At 65.9% G+C, this 17,711-nt stretch carries 8 protein-coding genes; 1 reads left to right on the top strand and 7 read right to left on the bottom strand.

Annotation, left to right across the window (positions count from 1 at the left end; translation table 11 throughout):
* The first annotated feature begins 194 nt into the window (after positions 1–194).
* Positions 195–995 (top strand): SGNH/GDSL hydrolase family protein, encoded by an 801-nt coding sequence (locus NNX34_RS13520; protein ID WP_255767031.1) that lies wholly within the window; start codon positions 195–197, stop codon positions 993–995.
* Positions 996–1,015: 20 nt separating this feature from the next.
* Here the strand turns inward: NNX34_RS13520 and NNX34_RS13515 are convergent, their stop codons facing one another.
* The 7 genes from NNX34_RS13515 to NNX34_RS13485 all read right to left on the bottom strand — a co-directional run bounded on the left by NNX34_RS13515 (position 1,016) and on the right by NNX34_RS13485 (position 17,366).
* On the bottom strand, positions 1,016–1,642 hold the full coding sequence (locus tag NNX34_RS13515; protein WP_255767030.1) for an acetyltransferase: 627 nt from the start codon (positions 1,640–1,642) through the stop codon (positions 1,016–1,018).
* 149 nt (positions 1,643–1,791) lie between these two features.
* The gene (locus tag NNX34_RS13510) at positions 1,792–3,375 is read right to left on the bottom strand and encodes a sugar transferase (protein ID WP_255767029.1); all 1,584 of its coding nucleotides are present in this window, start codon (positions 3,373–3,375) and stop codon (positions 1,792–1,794) included.
* A 334-nt stretch (positions 3,376–3,709) separates the two neighbouring features.
* The gene (locus NNX34_RS16195; RefSeq protein ID WP_370647065.1) at positions 3,710–6,457 is read right to left on the bottom strand and encodes a LuxR C-terminal-related transcriptional regulator; all 2,748 of its coding nucleotides are present in this window, start codon (positions 6,455–6,457) and stop codon (positions 3,710–3,712) included.
* Positions 6,454–9,198 carry a LuxR family transcriptional regulator gene (locus NNX34_RS16190; protein WP_255767026.1) on the bottom strand — a complete coding sequence of 915 codons (2,745 nt, stop codon included), beginning with the start codon at positions 9,196–9,198 and terminating at the stop codon, positions 6,454–6,456. Before NNX34_RS16190 ends, NNX34_RS16195 begins: the two co-directional genes overlap by 4 nt.
* Before the next feature lie 295 nt (positions 9,199–9,493).
* Positions 9,494–11,740 carry a LuxR C-terminal-related transcriptional regulator gene (locus tag NNX34_RS13495; protein WP_255767025.1) on the bottom strand — a complete coding sequence of 749 codons (2,247 nt, stop codon included), beginning with the start codon at positions 11,738–11,740 and terminating at the stop codon, positions 9,494–9,496.
* A gap of 292 nt (positions 11,741–12,032) precedes the next feature.
* Complete coding sequence (locus tag NNX34_RS13490; protein ID WP_255767024.1) at positions 12,033–14,729, bottom strand: LuxR family transcriptional regulator; 2,697 nt, start codon at positions 14,727–14,729, stop codon at positions 12,033–12,035.
* 30 nt (positions 14,730–14,759) lie between these two features.
* Positions 14,760–17,366: an AAA family ATPase gene (locus NNX34_RS13485; protein ID WP_255767023.1), complete on the bottom strand. Its 2,607-nt coding sequence runs from the start codon at positions 17,364–17,366 to the stop codon at positions 14,760–14,762.
* Between the last annotated feature and the right edge of the window lie 345 nt (positions 17,367–17,711).

Genomic DNA, 17,711 nt, shown 5'->3' with positions numbered 1-17,711 from the left:
CGATCCCGCGATGCCCTGAAGGAATGTTCGACAGGACGCACCGAGCGCTCCGGACGACATTACTGAGACATTTTTGGCATAGCTTGTTTCACTCAAAAGAAAAACAGGTATTTTACCCACGTACTCCCCCTGGATTAAGTATTTATGGACCGAGTCAGCATCTTTTTACGGGATTATTCGATTACGATTCAGGAATGCCTACTCGACATGGACGCCACACATCCAAGCGCCGTTCCCGGAGGAGACGGCAGGGCCGGAAGTTCGTCTGGTTCCTGGTCCTTGCCGTGACTGCCGGCTTGGTCTCGGCGTACGCGCTTTCCCAGGCCCCGGAGACCAGCCGGGCTCTTTCCCCACGCCCGTCTTCCGGAGGCCCCGGCACAGGCGAGGTCTTCGCAGATTCGGTGGTCAAAATCGATGTCCTGGGCGATTCCTTCACGGCGGGTTCCGTGGAAGGCGGCCGCGGGGCGGCTAACTGGACCCGGCTGGTCGGCACCCGGTTCACGGACCGCGGCGATACGGTCGAACTGAACGTCATGGCGCAGCCAGGGTCCGGCTACATAGCCCGCGGCATCGAAGGTCTGACCTTCCGGGAGATTGCCACTCTCCGGCTGAGGGAGGATACGGATGTCGTCCTGGTTTTCGGCAGCAGGAATGACGGCCTCCAGACGGACGATGCCATGTACGTTGCCGCCAAGGCGCTGTACGCGGACGTCCGGGACCGTGCACCGGGGGCCCGCATCGTCGCCGTCGGACCGGTCTGGCCCCAGGACACCGCTCCGGATTTCATCCAGGCCAACAACGAGGCCATGGCTCGGGCCGCCAGCGAGGAAGACGTCCGGTACGTTGATGCCTTGGCGGCCGGCTGGTTCGCCGGCGACAACACCGGATTGATCAGTGAGGACGGTGTCCATCCCACGGACCTTGGCCATGACTACCTGGCGGGGAAGATCTTTCCGCTGCTGGAGGACGCCCTGCGCGAAGTCCGCGCCGCATAGCGGGTACCCGGCTGCGGCCCTCACGAAGATTTCCGTTCCGCATTGCTGCTCTCCGCGGCGGACACGAACCGTTCCCCGAGCCCGGTCGGTCCGACGGCGCTGCCAAAGACCTGTCCCGGCGGGACCGTCCCCTTGACCACGGTCATTGGCTGGATGACTGCGGACTTCCCGATTCGGGTTCCTCCCAGCACCATGCAGCGCGACGTGACCCAGGCGCCGTCGTCAACCCGGATGGGACTGGTCACCAGCCCCATGTCGGTACGGACCCGGTGGCTGCCCGTGGTCAGGAACGTTTCCTGTGAGATGACGACGTCGGCTCCGATCCAGATGTCGTCCTGGTTGTGGAACCACACGCCTTCACCGATCCAGGACCGGGGACCGATGTGGAGCTTCCACGGTGCCTTGACGCGGGTGCGCGGACGGAAGATCACGCCGTCGGCAACCTCAGCCCCGAAGGCCCGCAGCACAGCGACCCGCAGACGGGAACTGATCTGCCACGGGTTCGTGACAAAGACCAGTTCACACGCGGACCACAGGGCCACCACATACAGTGGCTTTCCCCAGGATTCCTTGGAACCGGGTGCCTTGGACAAATCGATGACAGCGCCGGCGTTTTCCCCTACCGGTCGGGGCTTAGGCCGCAGCATTGTGCGGCCTCCGAGGCATCCGCCGGGGTTGCCTGGGCCAGTCCCCCCGGGAGGAGGCGACCAGCCGTGGTGCACCGGCTCCGGTAACGAAAGATTCCATGGTTTCCGCTTTCTTCTTGGGGAGACCAGCCGAAGCCGGCGGGCACGCGCTAGTAGGCGCCGACTGGCCGGCGGAGCATCTGCACCGTACGCCAGAGAATGATGAGGTCTCCGGCAAGCGACCAGTTTTCGACGTAGTACAAATCCAGCCGGACGCCGTCTTTCCAGTTGAGTTCCGACCGCCCGTTGATCTGCCACATACCGGTGAGGCCGGGCTTGATGTAAAGGCGGCGGTGCACCCGGTTGCCGTACCGGGCCACTTCGCGGGGCAAGGGCGGCCGCGGGCCGACCAGGGACATGTGGCCCACGAATACGTTCCAGAACTGGGGCAGCTCATCGAGGGAGTACTTGCGCATCCATCGACCCACGTCGGTGACCCGCGGGTCGTGCTGCATTTTAAAGAGCAGGCCGTCTCCCTCATTACGGTCCAGCAGTCCGGCAAGATCATCTTCGGCGGTTTCCACCATTGACCGGAATTTGTACATGAGGAACTTCCGGCCGCCCCGCCCTACGCGTTCCTGGCGGAAGAGAACCGGACCGGGGCTGTCCTTTTTGATCAGCACGGACAGGATGATGAAGACCGGCAACAGCACCAGCAGTGCCAGCCCGGAGAGGGTTATGTCCAGGGTCCGTTTCATGGCATGCCGGGCACCGGCGTACTGCGGGAGCTCGACGTGCATCAGGGGCAGTCCCTCCACCGGGCGGGCGTGAATCCGTGGGCCGGCTACATTGGTCAGTCCTGTGGTGAGGATCAGTTCCGTGGCTGATTCCTCCAACTGCCAGCCAAGCTCCTGTACATACTTGCTGCCGCCCTTGGTGGGACCCGCGACAATGACGGCGTCGGCACCCACGCGCCGCACGGCGTCGACCACCGAGTGCTCATCCGACACCACGGGAACGCGCGTGCCGTCTACTTCCAGCCAGGTCCGCGGCTTTCCGGTCAGCGCCACCCCCACCACCTGGTAGGCGGCCCGTGACTTCCTCCCGATCTGGTGGGTGACGTAGCGGACGTCCCGCGGCCTGCCCAGAACCACCACCTTCGAGAGGTAGCGGCCGCGTTGCCGCTGGCCGGCCAGCCATTGCCGCAGAAACCACCGGCTGCAGACCAACCCGGCAGTGCCGGCGAAGAGCACGAAGCCGAAATAGCCCCGCGCAAGGTCGAACTGGAAAGCGACTGAGGCAAGGGCGAGCCCGCCCAATAGGGCGACGGTGGCATTCACCAGCCGCTTGTATTCGTCGGTGCCCATTCCGGTTATTCGTTTATCCCGGGTCCGGTAGACAGACAGTGCCAGCAGCCAGGCGCAGCCCGTGACCGCCGCTACCACCAGGTAGCTGGTCTCGAACACGCCGACCGGCAGTACGGCGGGCTCCAGCCCGAACCGCACGAGATAGCCGCCAAAGACAGCAGCGAAGACAATCAGTGCGTCACAGACCGAAAGGATTCGGGCGTAACGGCGGTTCCAAAGTACTGCCGCGCTCCTGGTACGCCCGGTCCTGCTGAACGGCTTGGCAGTGGTGAAACTCGGAAAGACAAAAGGCTGCGCCGGCAGGACGGTTTCAGCTGCTCCGCGGACCTGCGCCATAACGGAGCCGTCGGAATGCGCGCCGGGAGGACCGGTGGCGGAAAAATGCACCAGATCTGGCGCCTTGCGTTCGGATACCGTGCGTTCGGCTGCCCTGTGTCTTGCCTCGGCGGGCACAGCGTTCGCCGCCTTACGACGGCGTTCTTTCGGCAACAGACGAGTGCCCATCTTTCCCCCCAGACCGAGACCGGCGTCCCTTTTCCCAAATCAACGTCTACCCAACTGACATCAATTTAGGAGCGGCAATGCAGGGCGGACACGCGTAACGGATACTCAAGTCAGCGGGCTGATCTCGCCCTGACAAACGGCAGTACCTGTCTTGTACTCGGTACCTCTACGTGTGCGCATACCGGCACGCTCCGACCGTGGCTTTCCGGACGGTCGATTACAGCAGAGGCGCAGTTCGGGGGCCCGGTTCCAGGGCGCGGTAGGCAGATTCCAGATCCGCCCGCCGGCTGATCCCCAGCTTGACGTAAATCCGGTACACATGCCCCTCCACGGTCCGCTGGGACAGTGTGAAGTGGCCGGCAATATCCTTGGTGGTTGCCCCGGACAACAGTAATGCCACAATCTCGTGTTCCCGTCGGGTGAGCCGGACCAGGTGCAGCGACGGACTCAGGTAGGAGACGGTTACTCCCGCCAGTTCCTCCCGTCGCCGCCGCAGCTGCTGGATAAGCGCACGCTGCCGGCGCAGGTTTCCATGGTTTCCGTAGAAGCGGATGGCGTGGCCAATGCTCTCCACGGCCACCAGGTACTTCTGTGCTCCGATCGCGTCCTCGGCGGCGGCAACCATACGGTCCGGATTACCGGAGGCGACTGCCGCGGCATAGGCGTGCAGGGCCTGGGCTTCTGCGCCCTCGAAGTCCGCCGTCAGCTCGGCCAGCCGTCCCACCTGGGTCAGGTCCCCCACGGCAAGGCACAGTTCCAGGATGTCCTTTTCGCTGCTGCGCAGCCCGGCCGCCCGGGCCTCGGCGGCAAGAACCGCCAGCCTGCCGGAAGTCGGCCCCTCGGTGGACTGGGAGGCCTCAGCAGCCGCCGCATAAGCCTGCGCGGTGAGCCACAAATGCCGGGGACCAGGGTAGCCTGCGGCGGATACCTGGGTGCCCGGCCCGGCGGCAGGAGTTCCGTCTCCGACCACCGTCGAGGCGTAGCCGGCCAAGCCGAGGGCGTAGGGAAGCATCAGCTCGGGGTCCTTGTCGCGCAGCGCTTCCACGGCAGGGCGCAGCCTCTGCAGTCCTTCGTGCAATCTCCCCCGGTGGATTTCGAGGGCGGCTTCGAAAACGCCCAACGTCCCTCCCAGCACGGTCAGCAGGTACTGGGGTCCGGTGTGCATCTTGGCGATCAGCTGTTCCAGTTGGACAAACCGGCCGCCGTGGAGCAGGGCGAGGGCATGGCGGACAAAAACGAACCCGGCATAGCTCCGGAACCGGCCGGCACTGCCCGCGAGGAGGTTCGCGGCGGCCTGCGCCTGTTTCAGTGCCGGTCCCACGTCGCCGCATGCCCCCAGGACTTCCGCATAGAGCGCGTGGATGATCACGGCCCGCTCGACGTCGTCGGCAGACCGGGGTTCTTCCTCGTCGCCGGCGAGGGCGGCCAGCCGGGTGCGGGCTTCGGCGTAGTCCCCCTTGAGCACCAGTGCGGCGGCCGTGAGCACTCCAGCACCGGCGGATACTCCCGGCGGCGTGCCGGCGGACGCTATCTCCCTTGCGGCCATTCCGGTTGCCACGTCGGTCCAGCGCTGTGCCAGGGCATTCAATTCCTCGGCGTCCACGTTGCTCTGGCGGAGCATCAGCGCACTTGTGAAGGCAGCCCGCTGCAGGCTCCGCTGATCCCAGGTCTCACCCGCACCCGTCTTGAGTGCTTCCAAGTGGGTTCGGGCGCGTCCGTAGCTGCCCTGTGCGGCAGCCGAAACTGCAAGCTCCACTTCTGCGGCCTTACGGAAGGCAGGCTGGTGGACGGCGGCAGCGAAACGCTGAGCGCGTGCTGCCTCCCACATTCCGTTTGCCGCTCGCGCCGCCGCCAGCAGCTCCTCGGCGGAAAGCCGTTCGCCGCAGTCGAGGGCCCACTCCGCGTACCTGAGCAGGGTATCCAGGCCGGCCGGTTGCACCGTATCCAGCAGGGATCCGGGCTCGTAGCGGCCCAGGACCCGGGCACGGATTTCGGAGCTGCGGGCGGCCGGAACCAGGCTGCGGATGATCTGCTCATGCAGCGGCTGCACCAGATGTACGGATTCATCCCGGTCCGGCAGGATTTCCAGGATCCCGTCGATCAAGAGCGAGCGGACGGCGTCGTCGTCGGACACCGCCGATACAACGGCCCGCGGCAACCGTTCGGCGAGCGCCACCGTTTCCAGGACATTGCGTTCTGCGGGGCTGCGCGAAGCCAGCATGCCCTTGACCAGATCCACCAGGGAGGTGTCGAGGCTGTCGGGTTCTTTCCCCAGGTACCAGGCACCGTTCACTTCGAGAAGCCGCTGCTGCCGCTGGGCCCGGGTCAACAGTTCCTTCACGTACAGCGGGTTGCCGCCGGACATCCGGCTCAACAGTGTGCTCGAGGCCTGGAGTACGGGGCCTCCGAGGGCGCTGACGCAGAACTCGTGAACGGCGTGCCGGGACAGCGGTCCCAGGTCTATCCGGGCCAGCAGACCGTCCCGGGCCAGTGAGAGCAACTCATGTATCCGCGGTGCCCGGGCGCGGGAAATGACCATCAGCCGCAGTTCTCCGGACATGGCCAGCTGGGTCAGCAGGTGCGCGCTGGCCTCGTCGATGTGCTGGGCGTTATCCACCACCAGCAGGGACTGCATACCGCTGGTTTCCGTCAACCGCTGGAAATGCGCCCGCACCGTCCGCAGGACCGCGAGCGGGGACTCCATTTCTGCAGCCGTGGCAGAACCCAGATAGGTGGACAGGATGCCGTACTGCATCCGGGACAACACCGGGGACCCGCAGACATAATACGGAACCATGATGGAGCTGAGGCGCTCAGCCGCCAGTTCGGCGAGGGAGGACTTCCCGATCCCCTCGGCTCCGAGCAGGACTACGCCGCGCAGCCCCGGATCCAAGAGCCTGTTAGTCACCTCTGCAAGTTCACGTTCGCGGCCGAACAACCGGCGCCCCTGTCCCCAGTGCGTCATTTCTTCGCCCCTGACTGCTCAGCAATTGTTCGGGCCAGTTCCCGTCGGCTTCCCACATGGAGTTTGGAGTACACCTGGTAGAGATGCCCTTCGACTGTCCGGACCGAGATGCCCAGTTCCTCTGCGATTTTTTTGTTGCTGGTGCCCGCCACAGCCTTCCGGGCGATGGAGCGTTCCCTGGCGGTAAGTGCTCCCAGGAATTCGTCCGCGGCTTCGGCCGGAGAATCGGGAGCTGCCACCCGGCGGCTGCGGTGGATAAAACGGACGGTGGCGCGGTCCCCGGCTCCCGAGGCGATGCTCAAGGCGTGTTCCGAGATTTCCCGGGCCAGCAGCACATGCCCGACCCCGGCGGCTACCTCAGACGCCCGCAGCAATACCTGGGCGTCTCCGTTGCCCAGCCCCTTGGCATAAAGCTCGCACAATGAGGCGAAGTCCCCTTCCAGGTTGGCCGCCACCGAGAGGACGTCATCCAGGCTTTCCTCATCGCCCAGCCTCATGGCGGTGAACCGGGCCAGCAGTTCATAGGCGTACGCTCCCCGCCGGTGGTCCTGCGCTGCCAGCGAGGAAAAACGGGAACTGCCCGTCTCGGATCCAAGCGCTGCTTCGGTCAGGGCCGCGAAGTGCCGGGCACCGCGGCGAACCGTCCAAGGGCCGCCGTCCGCCGCCGAGCGCTGTACCTGGAGGTACCGGCGCGCTTCCTCGCTCCGCCCCTCCACGGCGTGGCAGTACGCTGCCGCGGCAGCGGCGAGCGGAAGGAACGCCGCGGGTCCGCTAACCGTCAGCTGGCTGACCCCGGGCGTCAGTGCGGCGAGTGCCGGTTCCGGCCTGCCGGCGAAGGCATGCAGTAAACCTTCAGCCAGTTCCGCGTACGTGCCCTCCATTCCCTCTGCAGCAGACCGCTCCAGCAACCGCTCGCAGGCGGGGAGCGCCCCGGTGAGCGCGTAGGTGTGCAGCAGCCTGCTGACCACGCGGGCACGGGTACCGGCAGTAAGCTCCGTGCCTTGGAGCAGCCGCTCCACCTTGCCTGCCTGCTCGACGGCGTCATCCTGGCGGTTGGTCATGCTCCATGCCTCGGCCTGCCAGGCGGCACGCAGTATCCTGAAGCCCGCGTCGGGGAGCTCCAGGTCAGCCAGGTAGGTGGCGTTGGCGACGAACCGGCCGTGAGCGGAATGGCATTCGGCGCGGGCCAGAGCAAGTTCCCTGACCAGGTCGGCGACATCTCCCCCGTTGTCTCGGAGGTCAGCGATCTCCTGTTCCGCCTGCTCAAAGAGATCCGTATGCCGCATCCGGGCCGGCTCCGCGGGAGTTTCCGCGGAGCGGGGATCGCGCAGTCCGGTGGCCTCAATGCACATCACCTTGCCCTCGGCGAGCAGCAGTCGGATCCGGTCCTGGCCGGACGGAACCGATTCGCTGCCGCGGAAGCGCGCAAGCACCCCCATTGCTGCCCCGTATTCGCCCTGGGCTGTGCGTGCACGTGCAAGTTCGACGACGGCCCCGGCGCTTTCCTCACCGTCGGTGACCTCCGAAAGCAACCGGACAGCGGTCTCCGGCTGCCCCGAGGCGGTGGCAAGACGCGCAGCCCGCAGCACCAGTTCCAAGGACGGCGCTTCGCCGATGGCACTCAGCCAGCGGGCCAGGACGAGCGGATCCAGGACGAGGCCGGTGTTCAGCGCCGGCGCAAGTTCTTCAAAGAGCTGCCGCTGCCGCGCCGGTGTCAGGCTAGCCCGAACCGACCGTGCCACTACGGGATTGGAGATCAGCACGTCAACAACGGGACGGGCATCGAGTGTCACGATTCCCTTTTCCTGCAGCGCGTCCAGATCCGCACTGTCCAGCCGGGCAAGGACCACGGGCAGCGGGAGCGACTGCGCCATTGACAGCAACTGGAGGAGATTGGTCTGGGCGGGCGGCAGGTCGGAGAGGTTGCCCATGACTGCTGAAGCGACCCGCCCACCGCGGATTTCTTCGCCTGGGGCAAGGATCCACGTGCCGTTATGCAGTTTCAGCCGCCCGGCATCCTGGAAGTCTGTTCGGGCCAGCGCCAGCAGATGCGGGTTCCCTCCGGCGTGGTCGTGGACTGCGGCTGCTGCTGCCCGCGAGACCGTACCGCCCAGCAGCGAACCGAGGTAAGCGGCGGTTTCGGGGACGCTCAACGGCTCAAGATCCACCCGCTCCAGGATGCCGTCCCGCCACAGGCCCGCAAATTCCGCCGGAGCCGAACTGAAATCGCGGAATGCCACGAGCATGCCGGCGCTGCGGTTAAGCACCATCTGGGTAAGCACCATGGCTGAAAACTCGTCCAGCTCCTCTGCGTTGTCCACGGACAGGAGCACCGGCCGGCCGCCGGAACGTTCCGACACCAGCTGCGTGAGGCCGCGCAGGATCATCACCGGATGGCTGGAAAGCTCCGGATCCAGGTCCGAGAGCAGGAACGTCAGTGCGCCAAACGGTGTCCGCCCCGCAAATACCGAGCCACGCACCTGCACTATGTACGTGTCTTCCTGCAGGTTGCGGAGCACGTGCTGCATCACGGCGGTCTTGCCGATACCGGCCTCCCCCACAAGCAGGCAGCCGGTTCCCTGCGCGCCCCCGGACAGGTTCCGCAGTATTTCTTCCAGTACCTGCTCCCTGCCGACGACGGCGGGCTGGGCCTGCTGTCGGGCGCCCGTGCCCGCTGCCGCGTCCGGCGTATCGGCGGCGGTTAGAACGGGAAAGGCTGGTTGATCTTCATGAGGCTGCACTTTGAGACCCGTTTTCTGTCGGTTAACGTTCTTCGGTTCACGTACAAGCGGTTCTGGAACATGTTCGGCAGGGAGCTGTCACATCCAGGCACCATCGGTGTGCGGATTCCGCGTAGGACTCGGCCCTGCTGCCGTGCACCAGAGTAGAAAGGGTGGGTGTGCACTACACGAGTAGCACTCCCTAGTGATGCCACTTGGGTTACTTGGAAATATAGTGCCGGGGCAGCTCGTGCCTACGTGGTTTTTCCGAACAAACCACCCGTAACGCTGCCAACACTGGGCAAAGGGCGACTCATCAGTTACGGGGGCGCTCCGCCTCGAGGCACTCCCTCAGTTCTGCCCGCCCCGAAACACGTAGTTTCTGAAAGATGCGGCCAAGGTGCCAATCCACTGTTCTTGGCGAGAGGTGCAGGCCACCGGCCAGCTGTGAACTGTTCTTCCCTGCTGCTGCCCCGAGCGCCAGCTCCCGTTCAAAGTCCGACAGTTCCGGTAACCGGTCGGCAACCGAGTTGGCCGCCCGCAGCAAACGGTAACTGGCGTTCTCAAGTCGACGCGCTGCACGCAGCCGCGCACGGTCCGACTGCGCGCGTGCCAGGCGGACTGCCTCGCCGGCTGCCCCGTGTGCCGTCAGATACTGGCCCAGGCCGTGCGCCCTCTCCGCTGCCCTGAGCAGGCTGGCGGGTCGGAGCGCCGTGAGCCCCTCGGCCAATTCCAGGTACATCTGCGCGGATTCCCCGCTGCAGCCGGCCGCTGCTTCCCGCAGTTCCTCGGCTGCCCCAGGCCTGCCGTGCAGCGCGGCAGCGGCCAACACCAGCATGGCCTCCGGAAGGCCCTCAGGTCCGCCGTGTGCCGCGACAGTAGTGAACTCCCCGTTGCCTCCGGGGATCGTCACGCCGTAAACGGCGCACAACCCGGAAAAGCTCCGGGTGAGGGCGGTTTCCCAGTCGAAGGTCCGTGCGCCGGCATCCGTGGAAGGAGCATTGGCACCGCCCGTACGCTGCCGGGCGCCCGCGCCGGCCGCCGTAAGGTAGCCGCGGGCAGCATCGCCGTCGCCAAGCAGCACGCAGGCATAGGCTGCGGCCGATTCGGCGAGGGGAACCAGGTCCTCTGTTCCTTCTGCCTCGAACTGCGCGACGGCCCGCTGCAGGGAGTCCAAGGCACGGTCGGCGCGGCCGTCCAGGACCTGCACAATGCCCTCGCACAGGTCATTGCCTCCTCGAAGCTCCATCCCCTCGACTGCCTCGCCTGTTTTTGCCAGGACATCGGCCGCATGCCGCAGCTCGCCGCAGCGCAGGAACACACAAAACAGCTCCGACAGGAGGTCCCGGCGCCAGCGGCCGGTTATTCCACATCTGTCCGCCAGTTCCAGCCCCGCCTGCGCGGCTGCGCTGGCTTCCGTCCACCGGCCGGAGCGAGACAATTTCCCTGCTTCCTGCGCTGCTACCCGTGCAGCAGCCATTTCCGCGGCAGGTGAGGGCTCCCTGTTGTCTTCGGCTTTCTGCTGCCTCTGGACCGAGGCAAGCCGGGACCGGATCTCTGCGGCGCGGCCCGGCGGAACCAGTGCGGCCGCGGCCTCGGCTAGCAGCGGGTCCTTGAACCGAAGGAAACCGGCTGATCCGGAGGAGACCAGGAGATTCTGCTCAAGCCGTTCCACAGCCGGCGGATCGGCAACCTGCAGGAGCAAAAGAATAGGAAGGGCGCCACTGACCGCGAGCACGTCTGCGGCGAACCGTTCCGCCGTGGACAGCCCGCCGGTCTCCGCCTCCACCCGCTCGGCGAGGGCGCCGGAATATGACACCGACCCCGTCCATACCCATATTCCCCGCCGGCGGACCACTGTCCCGGCGTCCATCTGTTCCCGCAGGAACACGGAGGAAAGCAGTGGGTTGCCCCGGCTCCGGGCCTGTACCTGGGCCACCAGCCGGCTGGAAACCGTTCCCCCGGCCAATCCCTCGAGCAACACCCGGGTTCCCCCGGGACGCAGCGGCTCCAGGACTTCCCTGTGCACTGAATCTTCGGACCACCATCGGACGAACTCGCTGGTGCAGGCGGAGAGATCCCGGACAGTTGCCAGCATCAGGGCACTGCCTGTCCTGCACAGTTGGAGAAGGACGGCGATGGTTGCCGCATCCATGTCCTCCACGTTTTCGATTGCAAGAACAAGACGCCGTCCGGCAGCCTTGCCCTTAAACACCCGCCGGAGGAATTGGAGTACGTACACCGGATCGGACAGTGCCTCAGGCGGCAGCTCGCTGAGCAGCCAGAACAATCCGGCGAAGGGTTTTTCGGCCCACGAGGCCGCCCCGCGCAGCTGCAGCACCGAGTAGCGGTCGCCGAGCCCGGCCAGGATACCGGCCATCGCGGTGGACTTACCTGTTCCCGCGGCCCCCGTCACCACCACGCTCCGGTCTTCGGACAATGCTTCAAGGGCTCCTGCAACTGCGTTCTTGACCTGCGCCAGGAGGGGTTCGCCAAGTTGGTTTCCCGTTTCACTTCCGGGGTTCCGGCTGCTTGCAGTCAGGGTGCGTCCGGCAACTTCCATCGAACGGCTCCTTCACCGGCGTCGTGCAGGGCTGGCGTCACGCGCATAGTGGGGGTTTTGGTGCGGGCGCATGAATGCGCCCGGGAAGGAGCCGACGGCGGCTGGGGGGACGCCCCGGTCTCAGAGGGCATCGACGCCGCCGGCTCCGTATGTGGGACCCGAGGTACCGGGGCGGCAGGACCGGATGGAAACCCGCTGCCGTAACCAGGTTGAACCTTGAGTGACATGCACAAGGCTACGAACCCCGGAATGGCGGCGCCCGAGTAAAACCTACTGGTGTTCCCGGCGGAAATTACTCGGCCGGAGCGGGCCGGTTCCAACCTCCGGAGGGGCGGTCAAGCAGGGGAAACCGTTCCCTCAGTTCTTCCCGGCGGCTGATCCCCAGTTTTTCGTACGTGCGGTAGATATGCCCTTCGACTGTTCGGACGGAGAGGTTCAGCGCGCTGGCTATTTCGGCGTTGCGCTGTCCGGCGGCGACCAGCGCAGCAACATCGCGCTCCCGCCGGGTCAACTCCGGAAGCATGCTGCGGTTCCCGCCGCCGTGCCGTCCGGTCAGCCGATGGATCCGGTTCAACAAGGCACGGTCGTTGTTCCTGCGGGCCAGCCGCTGGGCTTCGAGCAGGCATTGCCGGGCCAGCTGCAGGTCAAGTTCCGGCTCCGGGTCCGAGGCCAGTGCCACCAACGCAGCGCTGTCCTGGTCCAGGACGGCTCGGGTCACCCGGTTCATGACCAGAGCCTGCGGTCCCTCGAATCCCTCCGTCACCTTCAGCAGGCGGCCGGCCTCGGAAAAGTCGCCCAGACGCATGGACAGGTGGCGCAGCGTGAACTCCACCGCTGTGAAGGAACGCTCCTGCGCCGCAGCGGCGGTGTCGCGAAGCTTTTGCAGGTAGGAGCCGTCGGCGTCCAGCGCAAACCGTCCCCCGGCGAGAATACCCTCGGCCAAAAGCCGGTATTGCTCCGGTCCCCGCGGCGGAGTCCTTCCCGCAGCGGCAAGCAGCCGTCCGGCAACTTCCCGTTGCCCAAGGCTCGCAGCGGCAAAGGAACCCATCGCCAGGGACAGCGGAAGGATTCCTTCGGGATCGTTGCCGGTCGACGCTTGGACTGCAGCGGAAAAATCCTTCACGGCCTCGTGCAGGGCATTGGAACGCAGGTGGCTCATGCCCATCGCAAAATCCGCGACACCGCCGGAATGCAGCAGCGCGCGCTGAACGGGTGAATCCGCGGAGGCAACGGACCGCTGCAGTTGTTCCCATTCCCCAAGCCAGAGCAGCGCGGTGAGATGCCGGTGCAGGATAAACGGACCAAAGAGCTTTGAACCGGCAGTGGCTTCCCGTAACAGTTCCATGGCAGTCGTACTGTGTTCAAGCGCGGTTTGGGCCCGGCCCGTCGCCACGTGGACCTCGGCCGTTATCGCTTCGGCAAAAAGGATTGCCTCGGTGTCTGCGCTTTCACGTGCCTTGCGGAGTACCTCCGCCAGTTCCAGTTCTGTTTGGGCGTATTCGCCCGCCCAAACCCGGGACAGAAGACGGAGCATGTGCGCCCCGCAGCGGGCCGCCTCAACCGCCTGCGCCGGCTGGCTCCCGGACAAGCGGTCTATTGCGCGGTTCCACTGGCTGGCCAGGGGAACCTCCCAGCCGGTCCCGGTTGTGGACTGCTGCGCCAGCTGGACGTGCACCATCATCGACTGCTTCACGGTGCGCAGGTCCGGTGCCTGCTCGAGTGTCCCCTCCAACGTTGCCGCCGCCTGGCCCGCTTCGCCGAGCAGCAGCAGTGCGCGCGCCTCCTGTATGCGTGCCGGTATGCGCAGCACCCCTCTTCCGACAGCAGCGGCAGCCCTCAGCGCCAGCCGGGGATCGGATCGGTTGTTTGCCGTTTCCGCGGCATACAACAGCTCCTGCTCCGGGACCTGCACCCCGAGTGCCAAGGACCACGAGACAAGGTGGAGTTGCCCTTCCTCCCCGATGTCCACGCCTGCCAGCACGGCTTGCAGCTGTTTAAGCAGGCGTGCACTGCGGGCAGCCGGAACCATCCCCCGGACAACTTCTCCATAGATCGGATGCAGCGGACGCACAACCTGCCCGGCGTCGGACGCACCTGAAACCACCACCAGGAGGAAATCCGCAAGACGGTCCACGGAGGCATGCAGTCCCAGCCGGAACGCAAGCCGCAGCGGCAGCGGTTCAGCAAGCGAAATGATCTCCAGCGCCGTGCGGTCCTCCGGGTCCAGACCCCGGATCTGGGCCTTGACGAGGTCTCCCACGCGTCCGCCGACGGGCGTCTCGCTTTCCGTCGTTCCCCAGATCCCCTGCCGCTGGACCAGGAAACCGCTGCGCACCGCCTCGTCAAGGAAGGCGAGCAGGTACATGGGATTTCCTCCGGTGAGACGGGCCAGCTCAACCGCGGCCGTGGTGCTGACCTGGCCTTGGAGCTCCTGCTGGCACAGCTGAAGGACGTCCAGTTCGTCCAGCGGCAGGAGGTGGTGGCGGGTTACCTGACCGTCCCACATGTGCGGCAGCACGCCCGAAATGTCCCGGAAGGACCGGGTGAGGACGAGCAGCCTGATGTGGCGGGCGTCAAGGAGTTGGACGAGTAGGTCGAAGCTGGGGACGTCAATATCGTGCGCGTCGTCAACTACCACCAACGGTGCCGCACCCGGCTGGTCCGCGGGTGCTCCCCCCGCGGGTGCCTGGGGAATGATGCGGGCCATCAGGGCACGCATCACCGCAAGGGCAGACCCCGTCTGCCCTTGCGCCAGGTCAGGCAGGAGCGCAGCCAGTGCACCGTACGGCACGGACTTCAGGGCAGGGCTGGAGTACACCCAGTAAACGGGCATCTCGGCCTGCATCTCCTGGACGACAGCCGTTGCCAGGGCGGTTTTGCCAAGCCCGGCTTCCGCCGCCACGGCGGCACCGTGGCCCGCGGGGCGGCGCAGGCTCTGCAGCACGGAGGCAAGGACGGTGTCCCGGCCCGTCAGCGACCGTGCGTTCAACCCGTGCATTCCATCCCCCCCCGTCGGTCCCTAGGCCAGGATCTCGGACAGCTCAATGCGGCCGGAGACGTGGAGCTTCGCGAAAATCTTTCCCAGGTGCCACTCGATGGTTCGGGGAGACAGGTTCAGTTCCCTGGCTATCTGCGTGGTGGTGGCCATCGTAACCGCCCGATGCGCAAGATCTGCCTCGAATTCACTCAGTTCTGCCAGCGTTTCTGCGCGGCCGCCGGAATGCTCCATGCGGCGCATGCTCGCATTTGCCACTTCACGGGCAGTTTTGGCCAGTCTTTTCCGCTCGTCTGCGCTGCATTCTGCCAGGCTGTGCTCGACAGCCCTGGCGGCATCCCGTGCGAGCAGGTACTGCCCGCAGTCGAGGAAACCCCTTGCCGCAGCGACCAGCCGGGCCGGATCATCGTTGAGCAAACCGGCAGCGAAGTCCGCCATCCGTTCGCTGAACCTTCCGCTCACCTCCTTGGACACCCTGATCACATCGGCGGCAGCGTCCTTGTCACCGGCCCGAACAGCTGCAGACAGGAACAGCAGCGCCGGTGCCGCGTACCCTGCCGCGTGCGCGGACGCAGCTTCGGCGCGCAGGCGCCCGCCGCGGATTCCGTCATCGGCGCCGTCGGCCAGGATGGAGAAATAGCGGAGGAGGAACCCCCGGAAGTAGCTGGGATGTTGCCTGCCGATGCCTGCCTGCCGAAGCAGTTCGGCGGCTTCCGGGCGCCGCTCACGATGGATATAGGCCGTAAGGGTTCGGGCAAGGGGAAGCATGTCTTGCGGGTCATGGACGCGGAGCTGCCCGATAGCACCGGTTAGCGCATCCCGGGCCATGCCCTCCTGTCCTTGCCAGGCAGCCAGGATGGCCACGGCCAGTTCACCTGCGCTGCCCTGGTAGGAGGGGCGGACCCCGATCGCGTCGAAGGCCTTGACGAAATCTGCAGCCCGGTCCAGCTCGCCTGAAAGGACATAGGTATCGAATATGCGGGTGCAGGCTTCCCCGGCGTTCCCGCCATTGACCGCGTAATTCTCCGGCGGCCCCAGCTGGTCGAGGATGTGCAGTGCTTCATCGGTCCGGCCGGCCAGGGCGAGGACATGGGCGGACAACGCTGCTGCCTGCATCCGAGTGGCCTGCCCCAGTTTTCCGTCCTCCCTAAGGCTGGCGAGCCGCTCCGGGACCAGCGGAAGGCGCCCCCCGTCCGCAGCCAGTGCGCTGCGGGCCATGACCAGTGCCGCTTCAAGCTCTGGTGGTTCCCCTTCGGCCGGGCATGACTCCTCTATCGCGGCAAGCGCCTGTTGCGGGTCTCCCGATCCGGGAACACGGGCCAGGGTATAGCTGTAAAGCAGCATCAACGGCACGAAGCTGGAGCGCTTCTCCGAGGCCAGGCGGGGCTCGGCTTCACGCAAGACGCGGAGTGCCTTGTCGAGATGGCCCACACTGTGCAGGGCGCGGACCTCTTCAAGAACCATCTCCTGGCCGGGCGTTTTCGAGGCCGCCGCCCGGACAAACCGGAGCGCGGCCGCTGCATCCGCACGGTCGTTGGCCACACGTGCGGCCAAGAGGGCCTCCCCCGGACCGATCTCCTCCCCGCAGGACAACGCCCAGCCCAGGAACCCGGTCAGTTCCTCGCCGTCCATGTCCGCAGGGTCAAGCCGGACTCCCATGTCTTCCCACAGTTCCCGCCTCCGGCCGGGCGCCATGCTCGCCGCTATTACCGACCCCGGATTTCCGCCGCCGAGCCGCACTGACGGCGGGTTGCCGCCAACAGAGATGATCTGCTGCTCTTCGAGTGCCTCGACGGCGGCTGCCGGTACCAGTTCCAGGACGATGGACAGAGGCAGGCTGACGCACAGCGCCAGGACCTCGACCAGCCGGCGTTCGTGTGCACCCAGCCGGTCCAGCACGGTGTCGAAAACCTCGCTGACCTCGCCGGTGCGGACAAAGGGAGCGGTCCGGACCCATACCGCTTCCCGACGCACCAGGGTCCCGGATCGCTCCTGTGCAGCTGTCATGAGCCGGATGAGCCGGGGGCTGCCCGCTGTTTCCTTCCACATTGTGCCCGCGGCAAGGGAGGAAACGGGACCGCCGAGCAATTCCTGCATAAGCTGGCGGGTCTCCCGCTCGGTAAGCAGTTCAAGGTCGACCCGTTCCAGCAGGCCTTCGCTCCAGAGGCCCACCAGCTCATGGTCTGCTTCCCAGTCGAGGGACGCCGCCGCCAGCACGGCAATCTTTCCCCGCCGCAGCAACTGGGACAGCACCATGATGGAAAATCGATCCAGCCGATCCGCGTTGTCCACCGTAACCAGCACGCGGTTTTCCCGTGCTTCGGCGTCAAAGGAGCGGCTAAGTTCCTGCAGCAGCTGAAGCGGATCCCGCTCCGCGCCTTCGGGCAGGCCGCTGATGAGATAGGCCAAGGCTCCGTAAGGAGTCCCGGCGGCGATGGCCGTACCGCGGACCGGAATGATATGGAAGTCTGCCCGGAGGCGGTCCGCCACTGCGTGCAGCACGGCAGTTTTCCCGGCACCGGGCTGACCGAGGATAACGGCTCCGGCACCGCCGGCAGTAAGTGCCGAGCACAGGTCGTCAAGAAGCTCAGTTCGCCCGATTAGCCCGGCGACAAGTGAAACACTTTCCATCAGCCAGCCCACGCCCCCCACAACGCCTGCACGGATCCGGACTCCGGATGCCGCGGCTATCGGTAGCAACTGCTCAGTGGGATGGAGCATACGCGCGTATGTGGGCGGCGTCTAGATACAAAAACATGCATTTAGACGCGACCGCGCTGAGCGCGTCGAGCAGGTGCGTACCTGGGCCATGGATAACAGACCGAGGCTAACTGTCAGACTAGGGCGGTCAGACTGGGGGGAACAAGACCGGGGCGAAAGCGGGATGAATAAGGGACCGACGCCGGGATGGGGGTGGCCCAGTCTCGGAGGCCTCCCGACGTCGGCCCCGCTTTGGGAGCCCTTGAGGCTGATTCC

Origin of the sequence: Arthrobacter sp. zg-Y1116 (genome assembly GCF_024385485.1) — a bacterium.
GTDB lineage: Bacteria > Actinomycetota > Actinomycetes > Actinomycetales > Micrococcaceae > Arthrobacter_B.
This window is presented reverse-complemented; position numbering and strand designations above follow the sequence as displayed.